We start from the raw sequence: 20,621 nt of genomic DNA on the forward strand, positions 1-20,621 counted from the left end.
TCCGAGGACTTAGCCGACGATTTCTTCCGGCTTGAAGAAGAAGGCGATCTCGATCGCGGCGTTTTCTTCCGAATCCGAACCGTGGACGGTGTTCTCGCCGATCGAGAGCGCCAGTTCCTTGCGGATCGTGCCGGGCTCGGCGTTCTCGGGGTTGGTCGCGCCCATGATGTCGCGGTTGCGGGTCACGGCGTCCTCGCCCTCGAGCACCTGCACCACCACCGGCTCGCTCATCATGAATTCGACGAGTTCGCCGAAGAAGGGGCGTTCCTTGTGGACCGCGTAGAAGCCTTCGGCCTGTTCGCGGGTCATGTGGATGCGCTTGCTCGCGACGACGCGCAGGCCGGCCTCTTCCAGCATCTTGGTGACCGCACCGGTGAGGTTGCGGCGGGTGGCGTCGGGCTTGATGATCGAGAAGGTGCGGGTGACCGCCATGCTATGCTCCTGTGAACGCTTATTCGTTGTGGGGGATCTTTGGCCGCGCCCCTAGTTGCTGCGCTGCAAAATGGCAAGCGTGCGCGCGCCCATCTGCGGCGTGGCCGCACGAGCTGGATCAGCGCGTAGGTAGCGGCTCAGCCGCCCTTCTTGGTGGCGATGATGATCTGGCCTGTGCTTGCCCCGCCGCCCTCGTCCGGGCTGGCGGTGACCGATATGGTCGCGCTGTCCGCCTTGCGCTCGCCCGCTACCATCTGGGTGCCGTTGGTGTTCATCTCGAGCTGGATGTCGAACCCGGCCGCCTTGGCCGCGTCGCGGTAATGGGCGACGACCTTGTCGGCGGGGGCTTCGGCCTCGAAGGTGATCATCGTCCCCTGCCCGTCGGGCTGGTTGACCACTGCATTGTTGACGACCTTGGACCCGGGGAACAGCGTGAAGCCGTCGGGCAGGCTGACCGGCACATTCGCGCCGGCCCGCAAGGAGGCCTCGCCATCCTCGTCCGTGATGGTCATGCTGGTCTCGCCGGTTTCCTTGTCGATGGTGTATTCGGCATCCTTGCCGTCCTCGGTCTTGAATTCGCCCGAGGTTTCCGATCCGCACGCCGCCAGCAACAGCGCTGCGCCGGTTGCCATCACAAGTGCCGCCTGTTTCATCGCCTGTTCCCCCTTCTCAGTGCACTCCGGAGGATCACCTATCGCGGGCGCTGGCGCAAGCCCTCAACCCTTCTTGACCCAGCGCCCCGCCTCCTGCGCGAAATAGGCGCGCTCCAGCCCCTCGCGCCCGTCGACCGCGCGCCATGCCTGCCGCGCTGCGGGGGCAAGATCGGGGGGGAAGAGCAGGAACACCCGGGCAAAGCCCTCGGTATCGCGGTAAGTGCCGTCGGCAAGGATCACGTGGCTCGCGCCGTTGAGAGGGGCCGGTTCGGCAGAGAGCAGCACAGGCTGGCGATCGGAGCCGGGGCCATCGGCCTCCCCGTTCGCCAGAAAACTCTCCGGCCCCGCATCCCATAGCGCGCGGGCGATGGCGGCGCGCTGTTCGGCATCGGCGGCGACCACCAGCACCCGCTCGCCCTCACCCAGCACGCGCCGGGCGATCAGCGCGACGACCTTCTCGACCGGATCATCGGTGACCTGCCAGAAATCGAGTTTCATGAGCGGAGTCCTTGTCGCCCTACCGGTTCGCTACCTGTGGGCGGCGACTTCGTCCTGCGGCAGCGGTCGGAACAATATTTCACATTGTCCCAGTCCCGCTCCCACTTCTTGCGCCATGCGAAGGGCAGCCCGCAGGCAAGGCAGGTCTTGGTGGGCAAATCGGATTTACGCCTCATTCTCGGCATGAGGCGCTCACACTAGCCTTCGACCACATCCCGCACGAACTGGTCGATGAGGCGCACGCCGTAGCCGGTTGCGCCCTTCTCCCAGGTGTGGCCGGGCTTCTGCGACCACACCATCCCCGCGATGTCGAGGTGCGCCCAGGGGGTGCCCTCCTTGATGAAGCGCTGGAGGAATTGCGCGGCGGTGATCGAGCCGGCCTCGCGGGGCCCCACGTTCTTGATGTCGGCGACGGGCGAATCGATCAGCTTGTCGTAATTGGCCCCGAGCGGCATGCGCCACAGCTTGTCGCCGCTGGCGAGGCCTGCTGCCGAAAGCTGCGCGGCCAGCGTGTCGTCATTGGCGAACATCCCGCCATATTCGTTGCCGAGGCTGATGATCATCGCCCCGGTCAGCGTGGCGAGGTCGACGATCCGCGCGGGCGCATATTGCTCCTGCGCCCAGTGCAGCGCGTCGCACAGCACCAGCCGGCCTTCCGCATCGGTGTTGAGCACCTCGACCGTCTGGCCGCTCATGGTGGTGACGATGTCGCCCGGGCGCTGCGCGGCGGCATCGGGCATGTTCTCGACGAGGCCCATGACGCCGATCACGTTGGCCTTGGCCTTGCGCGAGGCGAGCGCCAGCATCGCGCCGGCGACCGCGCCTGCCCCGCCCATGTCCCACTTCATGTCCTCCATCCCCGGCGGCGGCTTCAGCGAGATGCCGCCGGTGTCGAAGGTGACGCCCTTGCCGACGAAGACCGTGGGCTTCTCGCCGTCCGCACCGCCGTTCCAGCGGATCGCGAGGAGCTGCGATTCGCGCGCCGAGCCCTGCCCGACCCCGATCAGCGCGCCCATGCCGAGCGCCTTCATCTCTGCCTCGCCGAGCACGGTGATCTCGACCCCGGTGCCTTCGAAGGCCTCGCGGCAGGCGGCGACGAAGCTTTCGGGGTAGATGATGTTGGCGGGCTCGGTGACGAGGCCGCGGGTGAACTCCACCCCCTTGGCGAGCGCCGCCTCGCGCTCCCATGCATCGGCGGTGCCCTCGGGGGCGTTCACCACGTGAACCTCCGCCAGCGAGGGGCGCTTGTCGGCGGCAAGGCGCGTGCGGTAGGCGTCGTGGCGCCAGGCGCGCAGGCGCAGGCCGAGCAGCACGGCAGCGGCCTGATCGGCGGTGAGGCCCGCGCCGCCGAGGTCGAGCACCATCGCGCTCTCGCCCGAGACGAGATACTTGGCGGTCAGCGCCGCGCCCGCCCGCTCGCAGTGGTGGCGGCGGTCGGCCGAGGCGGCCTCGCCCAGCCCGGCGATGGCGATGCGCCTGACCGCACCATCGACGCTCGCGAAACCCTCGAACACCTGGCCCGCGCGGCCCGAGAAGCGGCTCGCCGCCGCGCCCTCGACCAGCGCCGGATCGAGCCCGGCCAGCGCCTGCCCCTGGTTCACCACCCGCGCGTGCAAGCGGATGTCGGCGGGCGGGGCGGCGGTGAGATGAATCTGCATGGATACTCCGAAGAACACTGGAAAAGCCGGGGCTGACAGGGCGCTTGCCCCCTGCGACAGGCCGCGCGCGGGCCCTGCGCAATGGCGATTGCGATTAAGCGCGAGCGGTGCAATAGGCAAGGCCATGTCGGGAGGCTTGCAAGACGCACCGCGCGTGGCCGCGCGCCCTGCCCCGCGCTTCCCGGCGCCGGCTGCGGTGTCACGTCTTGCGCTGATGCTCGCCCTCGCGCTGGCCGCCGGCCCGCTCGCCGCGCAGGAGGCCGAGCCCGCTATGGCTTCCGCCAGCAGCGCCGAGGCCCCGCGAAAAATCGACTTCGAGGCGCGCGAGCTCAGCTACAATGACCAGACCGACACCGTCACCGCGCGCGGCGACGTGATCCTGCGTTCCGACGACCGCTCGGTGCGCGCCGATGAGGTCGTGTGGGATCGCAAGTCGGGCAAGATCATCGCCACCGGCAACATCCGCCTCGTCGACGAGGCGGGCAACCAGCTGTTCACCGATCAGGTCGAACTGACGGAGGAATTCGATACCGGCGCGATGAGCGAGCTCCTCATCGCGCTGCGTGCCGGGGGACGGCTGGCGGCGCGCTCGGCGATGCGCGGGGAGAACGGCGTCGCGGTGCTCACCGATGCCGCCTACACCGCCTGCGCCGTCACCGATGCCGAAGGCTGCGCGCAGAACCCCAGCTGGCGCGTCACCGCGCGCCGCGTGGTCTATGACCAGAAGGCGAACCGCGTGCGCTTCGAGGGCGCGATGCTCGAGCTGTTCGGCACGCCGATCCTGCCGATGCCCGGCCTTGCCGTGCGTACCGACGGCAAGGCGGAAAGCGGCTTCCTGGTGCCCGACATCCGCCTGACGCAGGTCAACGGGCTCGAACTCAGCGGCGAGTATTACTGGCGCATGGCCGACAATGCCGATCTGACGCTGGGCGCCTATGTCTTCTCCAACGTCGCCCCGATGGCGAGCGCCAGATGGCGGCACCTGACCGAGAAGGGCGCCTATCAGGTCACCGGCTATGCCACCTTCTCCGACCGCGCGACCGACCTCACCGGCGGGCAGAGCCTGCGCAACGACCCGCGCGGCTATCTCGATGCCAATGGCCGCTTCCAGTTCTCGCCCGACTGGAGCCTCACCGGCTCGATCCGCCTCGCCTCCGACCGCACCTTCCTGCGCCGCTACGACATCAGCCGCGACGACCGGCTGCGCTCGACCTTCAATCTCGAGCGCATCACCGATCGCTCCTACCTCTCGATCGCCGGCTGGGCGACGCAGACGCTGCGGCTCAATGCCGATCAGGGGCAGGTGCCGCTCGCCCTGCCCGCGATCGACTATCGCCAGAAGATCGGCGACAAGATCCTGGGCGGCGACCTGATGGTGCAGGCCAACAGCCTCGCGCTGCTGCGCAACGAGGGGCAGGACACCCAGCGCGCCTTCGCAGGCGCGCAGTGGGATCTGAAGCGCCTCACCCCGCTCGGCCAGGTCGTCACGCTCACCGGCCTCGTGCGGGGCGACATCTACAACACCAACAACAGCCTTGCGACCACCACGCTCACCTATCGCGGCACCGAAGGCTGGACCGCGCGCGGCATCGCCACCGCCGCGCTCGATATCGAATGGCCCTTCGTCGGCGAGGCCTTCGGCGGCACGCAGGTGTTCAAGCCGCGCCTGCAATTCGTCGCCAGCCCGCGGGTGCGCAATCTCGACGTGCCGAACGAGGACGCGCGCGCGATCGATCTGGAGGATTCGAACCTCTTCGCCCTGAACCGCTTCCCCGGCTATGACCGGGTCGAGGACGGGAGCCGCGTCACCTGGGGGCTCGACTGGGAATTGCAGCGCCCCGGCTGGCGGATCAAGACCACGATCGGCCAGTCCTTCCGGCTGGAAGCGCCGCGCGACGGCCTGTTTCCCGAAGGCACCGGCTTGTCGGAGCGCGTCACCGATTTCGTCGGCCGCACCGAGGTGCGCTTCCGCAACCTCGTGCAGTTCACCCACCGCTTCCGGCTCGACAAGGACAACCTCGCGATCCGCCGCAACGAGATCGACGCGACCATCGGCTCGCGCCGCACCTATGTCGAGGTCGGCTACCTGCGGCTGAACCGCGACATCGCCACCGTGGAAGACCTGCGCGACCGCGAGGAGCTGCGTGCGGCTGCGCGCGTGGCGATCGGGCGCAAGTGGTCGATGTTCGGCTCGGGGGTGTTCAACCTCACCGATCGCGACGAGGATCCGGTGTTCCAGCCCGACGGCTTCCAGCCGATCCGCACGCGCTTCGGCGTAGCCTATGCCGATGACTGCATCGAATTCGGCGCGACCTGGCGGCGCGACTTCATCGACGCGGGCGACGCGCGGCGCGGCAATGCCTTCCAGCTGTTCTTCGCCTTGCGCAATCTCGGATTCCGCTGATCCGCAGGCCTGCACCCTCGGGTTGCGCTGCCCCCCGATTGCATCCCTGCAAGAATTGGCAGGGCGCGTGAATCGCGTTAAGGAGCGCACCGCGGCAAGCTGCCCCCTTCCCAGGATCGCGGAGGGCTCAGCTTCCATTCAGCCGGTGCCGGGCATCGGCGCAGCAAGGCGTGCGGGTTTGCACGCGACTTCGGCCTGAAGACCGGGGCCACAAGGCGGGAATGAACGAGTGAATGTGAAGCTGTTTTCGAAGGCGCTGTTTGCCAAGGCCGGAACCGCGCTGGCGGGTGCGGCGATCCTGGGCCTTGCCGCGGCCCCCATGGCTGCGACGGCGCAGACCGTCGCCGTGCCCACGGCCGACAATCCCTTCGGCCTGCCCGAAGACATCACCCTGTTCGGCAAGGCCGATCCCGACAAGCGCACCGCTACCGCCATCGTCAACGGCTATGTCATCACCGGCACCGACATCGATCAGCGCGTCGCGCTGGTGACGGCGGCCTCGGACGCCGAGATCCCGCCAGAGGAGATGCTGCGCCTGCGCGTCCAGGTGCTGCGCAACCTGATCGACGAGACGCTCAAGATCCAGGCCGCCGAGGCCGACGAGATCGAGGTCAAGCGCGAGGAGATCGAGCAGACCTACCAGCAGCTCGCCGCGCAGAATTTCGGCGGCGACCCCAGGAAGATGGACGCCTATCTCGAATCGATCGGTTCCTCGGCGGCCTCGCTCAAGCGCCAGATCGAAGGCGAAGTGGCGTGGGACAACCTGCTGCGCCGCAACGTCATGCCGCGCGTCAACATCTCGGCCGAAGAGGTCAACGAAGTCCTCAAGCGGATGACCGAGGCCAAGGGCACCGAGGAATACCGGATCGGCGAGATCTACCTCTCGGCCACCACGGAGAACCGCGCCGCGGTGCTCAAGAACGCGCAGACGATCGTGCAGCAATTGCAGCAGGGTGGCAGCTTCGTCGCCTATGCCCGGCAATATTCCGAGGCGAGCACGCAGGTCGTCGGCGGCGATCTCGGCTGGGTGCGCGCGGGACAGCTGCCCCCGCAGCTCGCCGCGGCGGTGCGCACCATGCAGCCCGGCCAGCTTCAGGGCCCGATCGAGATCCCCGGCGGCTTCTCGATCATCTACCTCATCAACAAGCGCCAGGTGCTGATGGCCGATCCGGCCGAGGCCGTGCTCAGCCTGAAGCAGATCTCGATCACTTTCCCCCCCGGCGTGACGCAGGAGCAGGCCGAAGCCAAGGTCGACGCGTTCAGCCAGTTCCTCGGCAGCCTGCGCGGCTGCGCCGATGTCGAGGCGGGCGCCGCCAAGATCGGGGCCGAGGTCATTGCCAACGACCAGATCAAGGCCGCGAACCTGCCGGCACAGCTGCGCGACGTGGTGCTCCAGCTCCAGATCGGGCAGGCTACCCCGCCCTTCGGCGGCATCCAGGAGGGCGTGCGCGTGCTGATGCTGTGCGGGCGCGACGATCCCAAGGACGCCGGCGCGCCGACCTTTGCCGCGGTGATGGACCAGCTCGAGCAGGAGCGGGTCAACAAGCAGGCCCAGCGCCTGCTGCGCGACCTGCGCAACGACGCCTATATCGAGTACAATTGAGCGCATTGCCCGCTCCGCTCGCGATATCGCTCGGTGATCCGGCGGGCATCGGCCCCGAGGTGATTCTCGGCGCCTGGGCGCGCCTCCGGGCGGAGCGCCGTGCGCCGCCTGCCTTCGTGGTCGGCGGGCCGGAGCTGCTGCGTGGCTGCGCCGAAGCGCTCGGGATCGACTGCCCGATCGTCCCCATCGCCGACCCGTCGGAGGCACTGTTCGCGAGCGCCGTTGGCCTGCCGGTGCTGGCCCTGCTCGAGGGGCCATGGCACCCCGCGCAGCCCTCGCCCGAGGGTGCCCGCCTTGCGCTCACCTCGCTCCAGCTGGCCGCGAAGTGTGCGCTCGCGGGCGTGGCCTCCGGGCTGGTCACCGCGCCTGTCTCCAAGGGCGCGCTCGCGGCCATCGGCTGGGACTACCCGGGCCAGACCGAGTTCCTTGCCGACGCCTGCGGCCGCCCCTATCGCGACGCGGTGATGATGCTCGCCGGGCCCTCCCTGCGCACCGTGCCGCTCACCGTCCATGTCGCGCTCGCCGAGGTGCCCGCGCTGCTCTCGGCCGAGCTGATCGTCCACAAGGCGCGCATCGTGGCCGAGGGTCTGCGGCGCGACTTCGGCATTGCGCAGCCCCGCCTCGCCATCGCTGCGCTGAACCCCCACGCGGGTGAGGGCGGGCAGTTCGGTGACGAGGAGGCAAGGCTGATCGCCCCTGCCATAGCCGCCTTGCAGGCCGAGGGGATCGCCGCCACCGGCCCCATCCCGGGCGACGCCCTGTTCACCCCCCGCGCCCGCGCCGGGTACGACGCGGCGCTGTGCATGTACCATGACCAGGCGCTCATCCCCTTGAAAGCGCTCGAGTTCGACGAGGGCGTCAACGTCACCCTCGGCCTGCCGATCATTCGCACCTCGCCCGATCACGGCACCGCCTACGACATCGCCGGGCAAGGCGTGGCCGACCCGGGCGCGATGGCGGCGGCGATCGTGATGGCGGCGGAGATGGCGGCAGCGCGGGCCACCGCCGGTGCCTGACCTCCCTCCCATCCGCGAGGTCATTGCCCGTCACAACCTCGCCGCCTCCAAGGCGCTGGGGCAGAACTTCCTGCTCGACGAGCAGCTCCTCGCCCGCATCGCCGCGCTGCCCGGCGACCTCGGCGGGCAGGCGGTGCTCGAGGTCGGCCCCGGGCCCGGCGGGCTGACGCGCGCGCTGCTGCGGGCGGGCGCACGCGTCACCGCCATCGAGATGGACCGCCGCTGCCTCCCCGCGCTGGCCGAACTCGGCGATGCCTTTCCCGGCCAGCTCACCGTGGTCGAGGGCGATGCGCTCAAGCTCGATCACTCAGAGCTGATGGGCCATCAGCCCTTCCACGTCCTCTCCAACCTCCCCTACAACGTCGGCACCGCGCTGTTCGTGCGCTGGCTCGGCGGGGAGAGCTGGCCGCCCCTGTGGCAGTCCCTCACCCTCATGTTCCAGCGTGAGGTCGCCGACCGCATCGTCGCCGATGCAGGCGATGATGCCTACGGCCGCCTCGCCGTGCTCGCCCAGTGGCGCAGCGAGGCGCGGCTCGCCATGAAGGTCCACCGCAGCGCCTTCACCCCGCCCCCCAAGGTGATGAGCGCCATCGTCCACGTGACCCCCGCCGCCATGCCGGAGGGTGTCAGCGCCCGCACGCTCGAACGCCTCACCGAAGCCGCCTTCGGCCAGCGCCGCAAGATGCTGCGCCAGAGCCTGAAGGGCGTGCCGGGAGCTTTGGAGGCCCTTGCCAGCCTCGGCATCGACGAGACCCGCCGCGCCGAGACGGTCAGCGTGGCCGAGTTCGTGGCGCTGGCAAAGGCGCTGAGTTCATGCCAATAAGCATTTTCAAACCCTTAACTGGCGATAAATGCTTCTTTAGTAACAGCCGCAATCATGACCTTCGGCGATCTTATCCAGACGCTCCTGCCCGCTCAGTTGCTTCTCTTGTTTTTCATGACAGGCTGGCTGTTCGTGCTGCTGTGGCCACGTGAAGGGTATCCTTGGCTCATCGCCATCATCGTTCCAGTGTGGTGCGCGATCTGGTGGTTGATGACCCGCCCAGTTCCTTCGAGCGACGATTGGTCATTCTTGGGACGAGGATTTATGGCGCTCGGTCTCCTCGCCACGCTCGTAGGTGCAGCAGTCCGTGGTCTCGTGGCCGCTTTCGCTAATTGGCGTAGCGAGCCGTTGAAGAAACTGCATTGGGCTCCCGCCCAGACAAGCGTCCTTGCAACGATCGTATGCGCCATGATCCTTGAACTCGGGCCGACACTCGCACATCGTATCGGTGCGAGCGCAACACTAGCCTTCCTGCTGGCAATGCTTGTAGTGAGCGGCCTACTGGCCACAGCTTCGCGACTTGACACGATCCACCGCCGCCACGCTGGAACAATCGCTGTTATGCTCTCGATCAGCCTGACGCTGGTCGCGCTTTGGCAATTGACCGTAAGCGAGAGCGCAAAGGCATTCGCAGGCGGGCGCCCTTACTGCATCCTTGTGGCGGATGGCAAAAGAAGTGAACGGCTTGCCACAAGCCGGTGGGACCTTTCGCCGCTGATCATGCGCGCAGACGACAGCCATTCAACTGGAGTCAACCGCCATGCCTATATCGCGCTTGGCGAGCGACGCTCGGCGCATTGGTCGTACATGCGCGGAGGATTTGTGCACGATCCTTCGCCATTTCACGCAACCGACCAACTCAATCCTGACAGACGCTGCGCGCCGGTTGCAGGCTTTGTCGAACGGTTACCCTGGTTCTAACGTGCGGAGCACCTGCCGCCGTTACCCCACCTTCTTGCGCAAGCGCCAAGCGTGCAGCAGCGGCTCGGTATAGCCGCTGGGCTGCTCCACCCCCTTGAAGATCAGGTCCCTGGCCGCGCTGAAGGCCGCGCCGCCTTCGTTGCCGGTGAGCGGTACGTAAAGCGGGTCGCCCGCGTTCTGCGCGTCAACCTTGGCGGCCATGCGGGCGAGGCTCTCCATCACCTGCGCCTCGCTGACCACTCCGTGCAGCAGCCAGTTGGCGATGTGCTGCGAGGAGATGCGCAGCGTCGCGCGGTCCTCCATCAGGCCGACGTCGTTGATGTCGGGCACCTTGGAGCAGCCCACCCCTTGGTCGATCCAGCGCACCACGTAGCCGAGCAGGCCCTGGCAATTATTGTCGAGCTCCTCGCGAATTTCCTCCTCCGACCAGTTCGCGCCGTCTGCCAGCGGGATCGCCAAGAGGTCTTCGAGGCTCGCAGGCTCGGGCAGGTGCTTCTGCACGTCGAACACGTCGATCTGGTGGTAGTGGAGCGCATGGAGCGTCGCGGCGGTGGGCGACGGCACCCAGGCGGTGTTGGCGCCCGCCTTGAGGTGGCCGATCTTCTCGACCATCATCTGCCCCATCAGATCGGGCGCGGCCCACATGCCCTTGCCGATCTGCGCCTTGCCCGAGAGGCCATGCGCAAGGCCGATGGCGACGTTCCTCGCCTCGTAGGCCTTGAGCCAGTCGGAGCCCTTCATCGCGCCCTTGCGCAGCATGGGTCCTGCGCGCATCGAGGTGTGGATCTCGTCCCCGGTGCGGTCGAGGAAGCCGGTGTTGATGAAGACGATGCGGTCGCGCACGGCGTGGATGCAGGCGGCAAGGTTCACGCTGGTGCGGCGTTCCTCGTCCATTACCCCGACCTTGATCGTGTGGCGCGGCAGGCCGAGCAGGTCCTCGACCGCGTCGAACAGGTCGTTGGTGAAGGCGCATTCTTCCGGCCCGTGCATCTTGGGCTTGACGATATAGATCGAGCCGGAGCGCGAATTGCCGAACCTGCCGTGGCCTTCGACATCGAGGGTGCTGATGGCGGAGGTGAAGACCGCATCCATGATCCCCTCGGGGATCTCGCTGCCATCGGGCAGGCGGATCGCCGGGTTGGTCATGAGGTGGCCGACATTGCGCACGAACATCAGGCTGCGGCCCTTGAGGGTCTGCGGGGTGCCGTCGTCGTCGGTATAAGTCTTGTCGCCCGCCAGCGTGCGGGTGAGCGTCTTGCCGCCCTTTTCGAAGCTCTCCGACAGATCGCCGCGGATGATGCCGAGCCAGTTGGTGTAGGCGAGCAGCTTATCCTCGGCGTCCACCGCGGCGACGGAGTCCTCGCAATCGGCGATGGTGGTGAGCGCGGCTTCGACGATGATGTCGGCGATGCCCGCCTTATCGGTCGCGCCGACGGGGGTGGCGGGATCGAACAGAATTTCGACGTGCAAGCCGTTGTTTTTCAGCAGCACGCCCTTGTCGGTGGTGCCCACCTGCTGCGCCGGATCGGCGAGCGCGATGTCGTCGCGGCCCGCAAGTTCGGCCCAGCTGCCGCTTGCGAGCGGGAAGGCGCTGTCGAGGAACTGCCGCCCGCGCGCAATCACCGCCGCGCCGCGCGCCTCGTCATACCCGCCCGGCCGCGCCGCGGGCGCATCGAGCGCATCGGTGCCGTAGAAGGCATCGTAGAGGCTCCCCCACCGCGCATTGGCCGCGTTGAGCAGGAAGCGGGCGTTGAGGATCGGCACCACCAGCTGCGGCCCGGCCATCGTCGCGATCTCGGGGTCGACGTTCTGCGTGCCGATCTGGAACTCGCCCGGCTCGGGGACGAGGTAGCCGATCTCGGTCAGGAACGCCTTGTAGGCGGCGGCGTCATGCGGCTTGCCCGCGCGCTCGATGTGCCACGCGTCGATCTGCGCCTGCAGCGCCTCGCGCTTGGCAAGCAGCGCGCGGTTCCTCGGCGCGAAGTCGGCGAGCAGCGCGGCGAAGCCCTGCCAGAAGGCGTCAACTTCACGCCCGAGCGGCCCCAGCACTTCGCTTTCGAGGAAGCTCGCCAGCCGGGAGTCGATGCTCACACCGGCGCGGGTGGTCATGTCAGTCATGGTAGTCCTCGTATGGCAAGCGTGAAGCCGAACCCGGGGAGGAGAGGACGCGCGGCCCTATGGCGCAGCCCCGCCCCGATTGCAACGGGTTGGACAGCCGCGCGCACACGGCTAGAGGGGTGCGATGGACGGGACCTCAGGCAAGATCGATACCGCCGCGATGCTGGCGCAGGTGCAGGCGTGGAGCGCGGTCAACACGGGCACCGCAAATCTCACCGGGCTGGCCGAGCAGGCCGCGATGCTGGCCGAGGCCTTCGCGGCGCTCCCCGGCACGGTGGAACTGGTCGACCCCGCCCTCGTTACCGCAATCGCCGCCGATGGCAGCGCTTTCGACAAGCCCCACGGGCAGCATCTGGTGGTGCGCGTGCGCCCGCAGGCGAACAGGCGCATCCTGTTGACCGGCCACATGGACACGGTGTTTCCGGTGGACCACCCCTTCCAGCGCCAGACCTGGCGCGACAGCGAGACGCTGAACGGGCCGGGGGTGGCCGACATGAAGGGCGGGATCGCGGTGATGCTCCACGCACTGATGGCCTTCGAGGCGGGCGGCCATGCCTCGGCGCTGGGTTATGACGTGCTGATCAATTCGGACGAGGAGACCGGCTCGCTCGCCAGCGCCGCGCTGATCGCCGAACTGGCAGCGGGCAAGCTCGCCGCGCTGACCTATGAGCCCGCCGCGCTCCCCGATGGCACTCTGGCGCACGAGCGCGGGGGCACCGGGAACTACTCGATCACCTTCACCGGCAAGAGCGCCCACGCGGGCCGCAACCCGCACGATGGGCGCAACGCGATCGTCGCGGCAGCCGATCTGATCCTGCGGCTGAAAGCGCTGGAGAGCGACCAGATCACCATCAACCCCGCCAAGCTCGAAGGCGGGGCGGCCAATAACGTCGTGCCCGATCACGCGGTGCTGCGCTTCAACGTGCGCCCCAAATCCACCACCGCAGCCGAGACCTTCGACAGCGATCTCAACGCTTTGTTGCGCAGCATTGAAGCCGCGCACGAAGTCGCCGCCCACCGCCACGGCGGCGTCACCCGCCCGCCCAAGAAAGTCGACGCGCGCGCGCAACAGCTGTTCGACCTCGTCCGCCAATGCGGCGCGGAGCTCGGCCAGACGATCCGCTGGCAATCCACCGGCGGCGTGTGCGACGGCAACAACATCGCCGCCTGCGGTGTCCCCGTGGTCGACACCATGGGGGTGCGCGGCGGCGCGATCCATTCGCCGGACGAATATCTGATCGTCCCCAGCCTTGCCGAACGCGCGGCGCTCTCCGCCCGCGTCATCGAGCGTCTAGCTCAGGGAGCCCTCACGTGACCTTCCGCCTGCGCCCTGCGCGCCCCGCCGATCTCGAAGCGCTCTATGAAATGGCCAAGCTCACCGGCGGGGGCTTCACCAATCTGCCCCCCGACCGCGCGGCCTTGAAGGGCAAGCTCGAACGCGCCGAGAAGGCCTTCGCGCGCGAGGACGACACGCTCGCCGACGAGCAATTCGTGCTGGTGCTCGAGAATGCCCGCACCGGGGCGGTGCGCGGCACCTGCCAGCTGATGACGCAGGTCGGCCAGCGCTGGCCGTTCTATTCCTACCGTCTCAACACGCTGACCCAGTATTCGCAGGAATTGGACCGCACCGTGCGCGCGGAACTCCTCAGCCTCGTCACCGATCTCGAAGGGTCGAGCGAGGTCGGCGGGCTGTTCCTCCACCCGGGCGAGCGCGCCGGGGGCTTCGGCCTGCTGCTTGCCCGCTCGCGCTACCTGTTCGTGGCGATGCACCGCCGGCGCTTTGCCGACCGCATCCTCGCCGAGTTGCGCGGCATCATCGACGAACGCGGCGGATCGCCCTTCTGGGAGGGGGTGGCCGGGCGCTTCTTCGGGATGAGCTTCCAGGACGCCGACTATTTCAACGCGATCAACGGCAACCAGTTCATCGCCGACCTGATGCCCAAGCACCCGGTCTATGTCGCGATGCTGAGCGAGGATGCGCGCTCGGTGATCGGCGTCCCCCACCCCACGGGCCGCGCGGCGATGCGGATGCTGGAGGACGAGGGCTTCCGCGCCGAGGGCTATGTCGACATCTTCGACGGCGGCCCGACGATGGTCGCACGCACCGACGATGTGACCAGCGTCAGGAACGCGTGCCACTGCGCGGTCACCGCGCTCGATGCGAGCGAGGGCGAGCGCGCGATCCTTGCCACCGGACGGCTCGGGTCATTCCGCGCCTGCTTCGGTGCGCGGGTGCTTGACGCAGAGGGAGGCATCGCGATCGATTCGGCGAGCGCCGACCTGCTCGACGTGTGCAAGGGCGACATTGTGTGGAGCGTGGCGCGATGAGCCTCACCGAAATCAACTTCGACGGAATCGTCGGCCCCAGCCACAATTATGCGGGCCTCAGCCTCGGCAACATCGCCAGCGCGAACCATGCGGGCGATCCCTCCTACCCGCGCGCCGCCGCGCTTCAAGGCGTGGCGAAGATGCGCGGCAATCTGGCGCGGCTGGGGGTGCAGGGGTTCCTGCTGCCGCTGCCCCGACCCAACCGCGCGCTGGAGAGCGCCCTCGCACTTGACGGTACCGAGCCGCCACAACTGCGTGCCGCGCCGTGGTCGGCCTCCTCGATGTGGACCGCCAACGCCGCCACCGTCTCCCCCGCCCCCGACACTGCCGACGGGCGCTGCCATCTGACCCCGGCGAACCTCGTCACCATGCTTCACCGCGCGCAGGAGTGGCCCGATACGCAGGCGCAGCTGAGGATCGCTTTCGGCGACACGCGCCACTTCGCGATCCACGACGCGGTGCCCGCCACCTTCGGCGACGAGGGCGCGGCCAACCACATGCGGCTGTGCGAGAGCCACGATGCCCCCGGCGTCGAGGTGTTCGTCTATGGCCGCCCCGGCGGCCGCTTCCCCGCGCGCCAGCACGAACAGGCGAGCCGCCTCGTCGCGCGCGCCCACGGGCTCGATCCCGCGCGCACGGTCTTCATCGAGCAGAACCCCGAAGCGATTGCGGCAGGCGCTTTCCACAATGACGTGGTCTCGGTCACCAATGCCTCCGTGCTGTTCACCCATGCCGAGGCCTTCGCCGACCAGCAGGGTGCCTATGACGCGATCCGCGCCGCCTTCCCCGCGCTCGAGGTGGTCGAGGTGCCCTCCTCCGCCGTCTCCTTGCAGGAGGCGATCCGCACCTATCTGTTCAACGCCCAGCTGCTGACGCTTCCCGACGGGAGCATGGCACTGATCGTGCCCGAGGAATGCCGCGAGAGCGCCGCCGTGTGGGGCTGGGTCGAGCAGATGCTCGCAGGCAATGGCCCGATCCGGCAGGTGATCCCGGTCGACGTGCGGCAATCGATGGCGAACGGCGGCGGCCCGGCCTGCCTGCGGCTGCGCGTGGTGTGCGATCCCGCGACGGTCGACCCGCGCTTCCTGCTCGACGAGGCGAAGGCCGATCTGCTCGAGAAGGTTATCGCCGGGCATTGGCCGGAACAGATCGACCCGTCCGATATCGGGACGCGCAGCCTCGCGGACAGCGTGATCGCGGCACGCCTTGCCTTGCTCGAGGCGCTCGATCTGGCACAGCTTGGTTAACGCATTTGCGCCCCGGGCCCGCGCAGGCGTAAGGTTACGACACTGTTAAAGCGACTCAGCATGCCGCCGGGTCGCGCAAGGGTCGAGGAAGGCTATGCTGCGCAAGCTGGGACGGCTGTTCGTGATCAAGAACCGCTTCGAGGCGTTCCTGATCATCTACGCCCTCGCCCTGGGGTCGAGCGCGCGGGGCATGGTCTATCTCCACGAATACCCCGGCTTCGGCGGCAAGCTGCTGTTCCTCGCGACCACTGGCGCGGTGTTTCTGGCGGGGGCGAAGATCCTCGATTGCCTGAAGCTTGAGCGCGAGGTGAGCGAGCTGAGCGCACAGGCGCTGCCGCGCGACTAGGGCGAGCCGGCACATTGGTGCCGACCCGCCCCGCTTTTCAGATCAATGCCTTGCGGAAGATGATCTTGTCGTCGCCCGCGCTGTAGTAGTCGCGGATCCGGGCTTCCCGCTCATAGCCGAGCATATCGTAGAACCCGCGCGTGCGCTCGAAATCGGGTGTGCCCGAGGTCTCGACCAGCAGCACGCGTGCGCCCTCGGCGGCGAGCTCGCCCTCGATCTGCCGCATCAGCGCGGTGCCGATCCCCTGTCCGTGGGCCGCGGGATCGACGCAGATGCACAGCGTGTTCCAGGTGCCCTCGGTCAGCGGTTCGGGGACGGTGTAGGCGACGCCCGTTGCGCTGCCCGTGTCGGCGACGATCCAGCGCTGGGTGTCGCTGTCTCCGGCGAAGTAGGCCGCAGTCATGTCGTCCAGCATAGCGGAGGGGAACATGGCATTGGCGTCAACCAGATGGGCAATGCGGGGCAAATCGCCGCGCAAAAGCGGGCGAATGGGAATGTGTGTCATGCATGAAGTCTTTCGGTGAAATGCTTGCGGAAAAGCCGCCGCCAGAGCGTCGAGCGCTGGCGTGGGTTCGTGCAGAGGCTGACCGGTCAAGCGGTCAGCGAGTGAGCGCAATCGTAAGCAAAAAATCTCCGAGAAGGGTGGGGGATTCTGTTGCTACGCTCCCCCGGGCGCCCGGTCTCCGATTCTGTTACCCGGTTCGGTCCGAACCGTGCTCGTAGCTTTGTAAATTCAGGCCGCTAGGCCGTCACATTACGCGGCGAGAGCAAGTGCTTCGTTGTCGTTGGCACTTATTGGTTTTGAGCCTTTAACGGGTTACTCAGCCCGGGCGAAAACACTGCTTTTCAACACACGTCGATCCTGGTTCGGCCCCGTCAGGAGATGCGCCGAAACGCCGCTTCTGGTGGAGCCGCCGGGTACTGCCCCCGGGTCCGTTGCATCTATTGCACAGCGCAGTTTATCGCCATAGCCGGGCGAACCCGGCAATGGTCGATATAGCGCTGAAATCCTGAATGGGAAGTGGATGAGACGCCAGCGCGTGGCACAATGCGGCGGCGCAGCGGCCGCAAGGGCGACTGCCCGCCCGCAGCGACGCGACCTTCAGGTCGCATGAGCGAGGATAGAGCAGCCCGGACGAGCTGCGTCACTTACGGAGCGCGTCCCTGATCTCGGCGAGCAGTTCCACCTCGGACGGCCCGGCGGGCGCGGCCTCGGGCGGGGGCATCAGCTTGTTGGCCTGGCGCACGATCAGGAAGATCGCGAAGGCGAGGATCACGAAGTTGATGAACGCGGTGACGAAGCTCCCGTAGGCCAGCACGTTCGCTCCTGCCGCACGCGCCGCCGCCAGCGAGGCACCGGCCGGAGCCTCACCCGACAAGACGATGTAACGGCTCGAAAAATCGACCCCGCCGCCGGTCACCAGCGCGATCACCGGCATGATCACGTCATCGGTCAGCGACTTGACGATCGTGCCGAACGCGGCGCCGATGATCACGCCCACCGCCAGGTCGAGCACATTGCCGCGCGCGATGAAGGTCTTGAATTCCGACAGCATGGCAATCCCCTTTGTGCTTTGCCGTTTGCCATGTTCTGGCACCCGCCCTGCCCCCTGCCAAGCCGGACGAGCCGCGCCGTCCACCGCTTGAACCGGCTTGGGGGTGTGCTATATGCGCAATACAGACAATGCCGGCCGGGGTCAGCGCCCGCGCCACAAGGAGGGACCTTCGCCATGAACCTTACCACCATGCTGCGCGGCGCATTCGCTGCCGTCGCCGCGATGAGCCTTGCGGCCTGCGGGATCAACTCGGTCCCCACCAAGCAGGAAGCCGCCAAGGCGCAATGGGGCAATGTCGAGAGCGCGCTCCAGAACCGTTCGGACAAGATCCCCAACCTCGTCGCCGTGGTGCAGGCCGCCGCGATCTCGGAAAAGGACATCCTCCAGGGCGTGATCGACGCGCGCGCGCGGGCGACCTCGATCAACATCACCACCGATGACCTGTCGAACCCGGAAGAGTTCAAGAAATTCAACGATGCGCAGAACCAGCTGACGCAAGCATTGGGTCAGCTGCGCACCGTGGTCGAGAACTATCCGCAGCTCGCCAGCCAGCCGCGCTTTGCCGACCTGATGGTGGCGATCGACGAGGCCAACAACCAGATCAACACCGAGCGGGTGCGCTACAACGACCTCGCGCGCGACTACAACACCGAGATCCGCACCTTCCCCTCGAGCATCGGCGCGAACGTGATCCACGGGGCCGAGGCGCTCCAGTATTTCGAGGCGGACGAGGCGGCCAAGGCCAACCCCAAGGTCGACATGAGCCAGATCACCGGCGGGGCCACCCCGGCCGCCGCGAACTGAGGTGACCTCCCCCCTCGCCCCGCTGCGCCGGGCGCTGGTGCTGCTGGCGAGCCTGTTGTGGCTCGCTCTCGGCACCAATGCCTACGCGCAGGACTATCCCCCGCGCCCCGAGGGTCCGGTGTATGACGGGGCGAACATCCTCTCGCCCGCGACCGAGGCCAAGCTTGACGGGGAGCTGCGCGCCTACAACGCCCAGACCGGCCGCGCGATCATCGTCGCCACCGTTCCGAGCCTCGGGGGGGCGAGCATCGAGACCTATGCGACCACGCTCTACACCGACAAGTGGGGGATCGGCGGGGCGCAGCGCGATGCGGGCCTGCTGCTGCTGATCGCGCCCTCCGAACGCAAGATGCGGATCGAGGTCGGCTACGGCCTCCATGGCTGGTTCGGCGGGATCATGGCGGGGCGCGTCATCAACGACGTGATCGCGCCGCGCTTCAAGGAAGGGAATTTCGACGCGGGCGTCACCGATGGCGTCGCCGCGATCCTCGACCACCTCGCCAAGGCGCCCGAGGATGCCGTCGCGATCGAGGAGGCCGCCCAGGCCGCCGCGGCGCAGAAGAGCCGCAGCGACGGGGGCTTTCCTGTCGGCGTGCTGATCTGGCTCGTCTTCATGTTCTTTTTCTTCCTCCTGCCGATCCTCGCCAGCCGCGGGCGGCGGCGCAAGTATCGCTCCAGGGGCGATGGCCCGTGGGGCAGCCGCGGGCTCGGGGATACGGCGCGCGACGTGATCCTGTGGGAGGTCGGCAGCGCGATCGCGCGGGGGATCATCAACAGCGGCGGCCGCGGCGGCGGCGGTGGCGGTTTCGGCGGTGGCGGATTCGGCGGCGGCGGCGGTTTCGGCGGCTTCGGCGGCGGCTCCTCCGGCGGCGGCGGCGCTTCGGGAGGGTGGTGAGCCATGGCGATGATGGATGATGCCGGGCGCGCTCTCGTGAGCGCAGCGGTGACCGAGGCGGAAAGCGCGACCTCGGGCGAGATCGTCACCGTGCTCGCGGACAGCTCGGACGGCTATACCGATGTCGCGCTGCTGTGGGCGGCGGGCGCGGCCTTCACCGCGATGAGCGTGTTCGCGGCTTTCCCCGAGCCTTTCCTCGACCGTTGGGACGCGTGGTTCGCCGGCTGGGGCCACGAGTGGACCACCGGCGAGCTCGCCAGCATGGTGATCGCCTTGGGCCTCGTGAAGTTCCTCGGGGCGTGGCTGGTGCAGCAGTGGCAGCCCTTGAAGTGGCTGCTGGTGCCCGGCCCGGTCAAGGCGGCGCGGGTGCGCGCGCAGGCCGTGCGCCAGTTCAAGGTCGGCGCGGAACGCCGCACCACCGGGCACACGGGCGTCCTCATCTACCTCTCGATGCGCGAACGCCGCGCCGAGATCGTCGCCGACGAGAGCATCGCGGCGAAAGTCCCGGCCGAAGTGTGGGGCGAGGCGATGGGCGACATGCTCGCCGAGATCCGCCGCGGCCGCATCGCCGAGGGGCTGGCGGTCGGCATCCGCGACGTCGGCTTCATCCTCGCCGAACATTTCCCGCGCGGCGCCGATGACGTGAACGAGCTGCCCGACCGGCTGATCGAGGTCTAGGCGCCCTTCCCTCTTGACCCGGGCGGCGCGAAGCTGTCGAAGGGCGCTCCCAGCCTCCCCAGCCGACGGAGCCCCCCCTTGGAACGAGACCGCGACGCCGACCTGCCCGAACAGGTGATGTGGGAGGGGCGCTTCATCACCGCCAAGACGCGGGGGCGCTGGGAATATGTCGGCCGCGCACGCGGGATCAAGGCCGCCGCGATCATCGCGCTGGACGTGGATCCGGACGGCACCCGCCACGTGATCCTCGTCAGCCAGTACCGCGTGCCGCTGTCGCGCTTCAGCCTCGAGATTCCGGCGGGGCTCGTCGGCGATGATGCAGGGGCCGAGGGCGAGGAAGCCACCGCCGCCGCCGCGCGCGAGCTCGAAGAGGAAACCGGCTACCGCGCCGGCAGGCTCGAGGTGCTGGGCGAGTTCTACTCCAGCCCCGGCATGGTCTCGGAGAGCTTCACGCTGCTGAAGGCGACCGACCTCGAACGGGTGAGCGCAGGCGGCGGGACGGAAGGCGAGAACATCACCGTCCACCGGGTTGCCTTGCGCGATCTTTCGCGCTTTGTGGCCGAGTGGCGGCGCGCCGGGCACGCGGTCGACGTGCGGATCGCGATGCTTTTGACGCCGGGATACTTGGGAGAGGAATAAGA

The 20,621-nt window shown here is 68.0% G+C and carries 21 protein-coding genes and 1 other RNA gene; 13 read left to right on the top strand and 9 right to left on the bottom strand.

All coding sequences use genetic code 11. From position 1 onward, the window contains the following. Positions 1-9 precede the first annotated feature (9 nt). The 5 genes from ndk to AX692_RS17385 all read right to left on the bottom strand — a co-directional run bounded on the left by ndk (position 10) and on the right by AX692_RS17385 (position 3,241). Positions 10-432, bottom strand: a complete 423-nt coding sequence (ndk, locus tag AX692_RS17370) for a nucleoside-diphosphate kinase (protein ID WP_017665770.1) — start codon at positions 430-432, stop codon at positions 10-12. Between the two features lie 137 nt (positions 433-569). After that, positions 570-1,064: a hypothetical protein gene (locus AX692_RS17375; protein ID WP_073973202.1), complete on the bottom strand. Its 495-nt coding sequence runs from the start codon at positions 1,062-1,064 to the stop codon at positions 570-572. 84 nt (positions 1,065-1,148) lie between these two features. Next, a complete protein-coding gene (locus tag AX692_RS17380) occupies positions 1,149-1,583 on the bottom strand; it encodes a DNA polymerase III subunit chi (protein WP_073973203.1) in 435 nt (144 codons plus the stop codon). Further along, the gene (locus AX692_RS19315) at positions 1,580-1,768 is read right to left on the bottom strand and encodes a DUF2256 domain-containing protein (RefSeq protein ID WP_081095427.1); all 189 of its coding nucleotides are present in this window, start codon (positions 1,766-1,768) and stop codon (positions 1,580-1,582) included. Before AX692_RS19315 ends, AX692_RS17380 begins: the two co-directional genes overlap by 4 nt. Positions 1,769-1,780: 12 nt before the next feature. Next, the gene (locus tag AX692_RS17385; protein WP_073973204.1) at positions 1,781-3,241 is read right to left on the bottom strand and encodes a leucyl aminopeptidase; all 1,461 of its coding nucleotides are present in this window, start codon (positions 3,239-3,241) and stop codon (positions 1,781-1,783) included. A gap of 124 nt (positions 3,242-3,365) precedes the next feature. Between AX692_RS17385 and AX692_RS17390 the strand changes: the two genes are divergently transcribed. From AX692_RS17390 to AX692_RS17410, 5 genes are all read left to right on the top strand, one after another. Next, positions 3,366-5,645: an LPS-assembly protein LptD gene (locus AX692_RS17390; protein WP_073973205.1), complete on the top strand. Its 2,280-nt coding sequence runs from the start codon at positions 3,366-3,368 to the stop codon at positions 5,643-5,645. 235 nt (positions 5,646-5,880) lie between these two features. After that, entirely contained in the window at positions 5,881-7,248 is a 1,368-nt protein-coding gene (locus AX692_RS17395; RefSeq protein WP_073973224.1) for a peptidylprolyl isomerase, read from the top strand. A gap of 5 nt (positions 7,249-7,253) precedes the next feature. Beyond that, positions 7,254-8,264 carry a 4-hydroxythreonine-4-phosphate dehydrogenase PdxA gene (pdxA, locus tag AX692_RS17400; protein ID WP_230959653.1) on the top strand — a complete coding sequence of 337 codons (1,011 nt, stop codon included), beginning with the start codon at positions 7,254-7,256 and terminating at the stop codon, positions 8,262-8,264. Next, entirely contained in the window at positions 8,257-9,087 is an 831-nt protein-coding gene (rsmA, locus tag AX692_RS17405; protein WP_073973207.1) for a 16S rRNA (adenine(1518)-N(6)/adenine(1519)-N(6))-dimethyltransferase RsmA, read from the top strand. The genes pdxA and rsmA overlap by 8 nt, the downstream gene beginning before the upstream one ends. A 54-nt stretch (positions 9,088-9,141) precedes the next feature. Then, the gene (locus AX692_RS17410) at positions 9,142-10,008 is read left to right on the top strand and encodes a hypothetical protein (protein WP_073973208.1); all 867 of its coding nucleotides are present in this window, start codon (positions 9,142-9,144) and stop codon (positions 10,006-10,008) included. Positions 10,009-10,029: 21 nt separating this feature from the next. Here the strand turns inward: AX692_RS17410 and AX692_RS17415 are convergent, their stop codons facing one another. Then, a complete protein-coding gene (locus AX692_RS17415; protein ID WP_073973209.1) occupies positions 10,030-12,126 on the bottom strand; it encodes a malate synthase G in 2,097 nt (698 codons plus the stop codon). A gap of 124 nt (positions 12,127-12,250) precedes the next feature. On the opposite strand from AX692_RS17415, the gene AX692_RS17420 reads away from it, so the two are divergent. The 4 genes from AX692_RS17420 to AX692_RS17435 all read left to right on the top strand — a co-directional run bounded on the left by AX692_RS17420 (position 12,251) and on the right by AX692_RS17435 (position 16,047). After that, complete coding sequence (locus AX692_RS17420) at positions 12,251-13,441, top strand: hydrolase (RefSeq protein WP_073973210.1); 1,191 nt, start codon at positions 12,251-12,253, stop codon at positions 13,439-13,441. Continuing rightward, the gene (locus tag AX692_RS17425; protein WP_073973211.1) at positions 13,438-14,454 is read left to right on the top strand and encodes an arginine N-succinyltransferase; all 1,017 of its coding nucleotides are present in this window, start codon (positions 13,438-13,440) and stop codon (positions 14,452-14,454) included. The genes AX692_RS17420 and AX692_RS17425 overlap by 4 nt, the downstream gene beginning before the upstream one ends. Then, complete coding sequence (locus AX692_RS17430; protein WP_073973212.1) at positions 14,451-15,701, top strand: N-succinylarginine dihydrolase; 1,251 nt, start codon at positions 14,451-14,453, stop codon at positions 15,699-15,701. Before AX692_RS17425 ends, AX692_RS17430 begins: the two co-directional genes overlap by 4 nt. Positions 15,702-15,795: 94 nt before the next feature. Continuing rightward, positions 15,796-16,047, top strand: coding sequence for a hypothetical protein (locus tag AX692_RS17435; RefSeq protein WP_073973213.1), 252 nt, complete (start codon positions 15,796-15,798; stop codon positions 16,045-16,047). A gap of 37 nt (positions 16,048-16,084) precedes the next feature. Here the strand turns inward: AX692_RS17435 and AX692_RS17440 are convergent, their stop codons facing one another. The 3 genes from AX692_RS17440 to mscL all read right to left on the bottom strand — a co-directional run bounded on the left by AX692_RS17440 (position 16,085) and on the right by mscL (position 17,603). Beyond that, positions 16,085-16,477 carry a GNAT family N-acetyltransferase gene (locus AX692_RS17440; protein ID WP_196490087.1) on the bottom strand — a complete coding sequence of 131 codons (393 nt, stop codon included), beginning with the start codon at positions 16,475-16,477 and terminating at the stop codon, positions 16,085-16,087. Positions 16,478-16,725: 248 nt separating this feature from the next. Next, positions 16,726-17,072, bottom strand: a transfer-messenger RNA (tmRNA) gene (gene ssrA / locus AX692_RS17445). Positions 17,073-17,192: 120 nt separating this feature from the next. After that, a complete protein-coding gene (gene mscL, locus AX692_RS17450; protein ID WP_073973215.1) occupies positions 17,193-17,603 on the bottom strand; it encodes a large conductance mechanosensitive channel protein MscL in 411 nt (136 codons plus the stop codon). 174 nt (positions 17,604-17,777) lie between these two features. On the opposite strand from mscL, the gene AX692_RS17455 reads away from it, so the two are divergent. From AX692_RS17455 to AX692_RS17470, 4 genes are all read left to right on the top strand, one after another. Further along, positions 17,778-18,407 (top strand): LemA family protein, encoded by a 630-nt coding sequence (locus AX692_RS17455; protein WP_073973216.1) that lies wholly within the window; start codon positions 17,778-17,780, stop codon positions 18,405-18,407. Between the two features lies 1 nt (position 18,408). Next, positions 18,409-19,302 carry a TPM domain-containing protein gene (locus AX692_RS17460; RefSeq protein WP_073977790.1) on the top strand — a complete coding sequence of 298 codons (894 nt, stop codon included), beginning with the start codon at positions 18,409-18,411 and terminating at the stop codon, positions 19,300-19,302. Positions 19,303-19,305: 3 nt separating this feature from the next. Continuing rightward, complete coding sequence (locus tag AX692_RS17465; RefSeq protein ID WP_073973218.1) at positions 19,306-19,980, top strand: TPM domain-containing protein; 675 nt, start codon at positions 19,306-19,308, stop codon at positions 19,978-19,980. Between the two features lie 117 nt (positions 19,981-20,097). Then, positions 20,098-20,619 (top strand): NUDIX hydrolase, encoded by a 522-nt coding sequence (locus AX692_RS17470; protein WP_073973225.1) that lies wholly within the window; start codon positions 20,098-20,100, stop codon positions 20,617-20,619. The last annotated feature ends 2 nt before the right edge of the window (positions 20,620-20,621 follow it).

Origin of the sequence: Erythrobacter donghaensis, from assembly GCF_001557325.1 — a bacterium.
Classification (GTDB): domain Bacteria; phylum Pseudomonadota; class Alphaproteobacteria; order Sphingomonadales; family Sphingomonadaceae; genus Erythrobacter; species Erythrobacter donghaensis_B.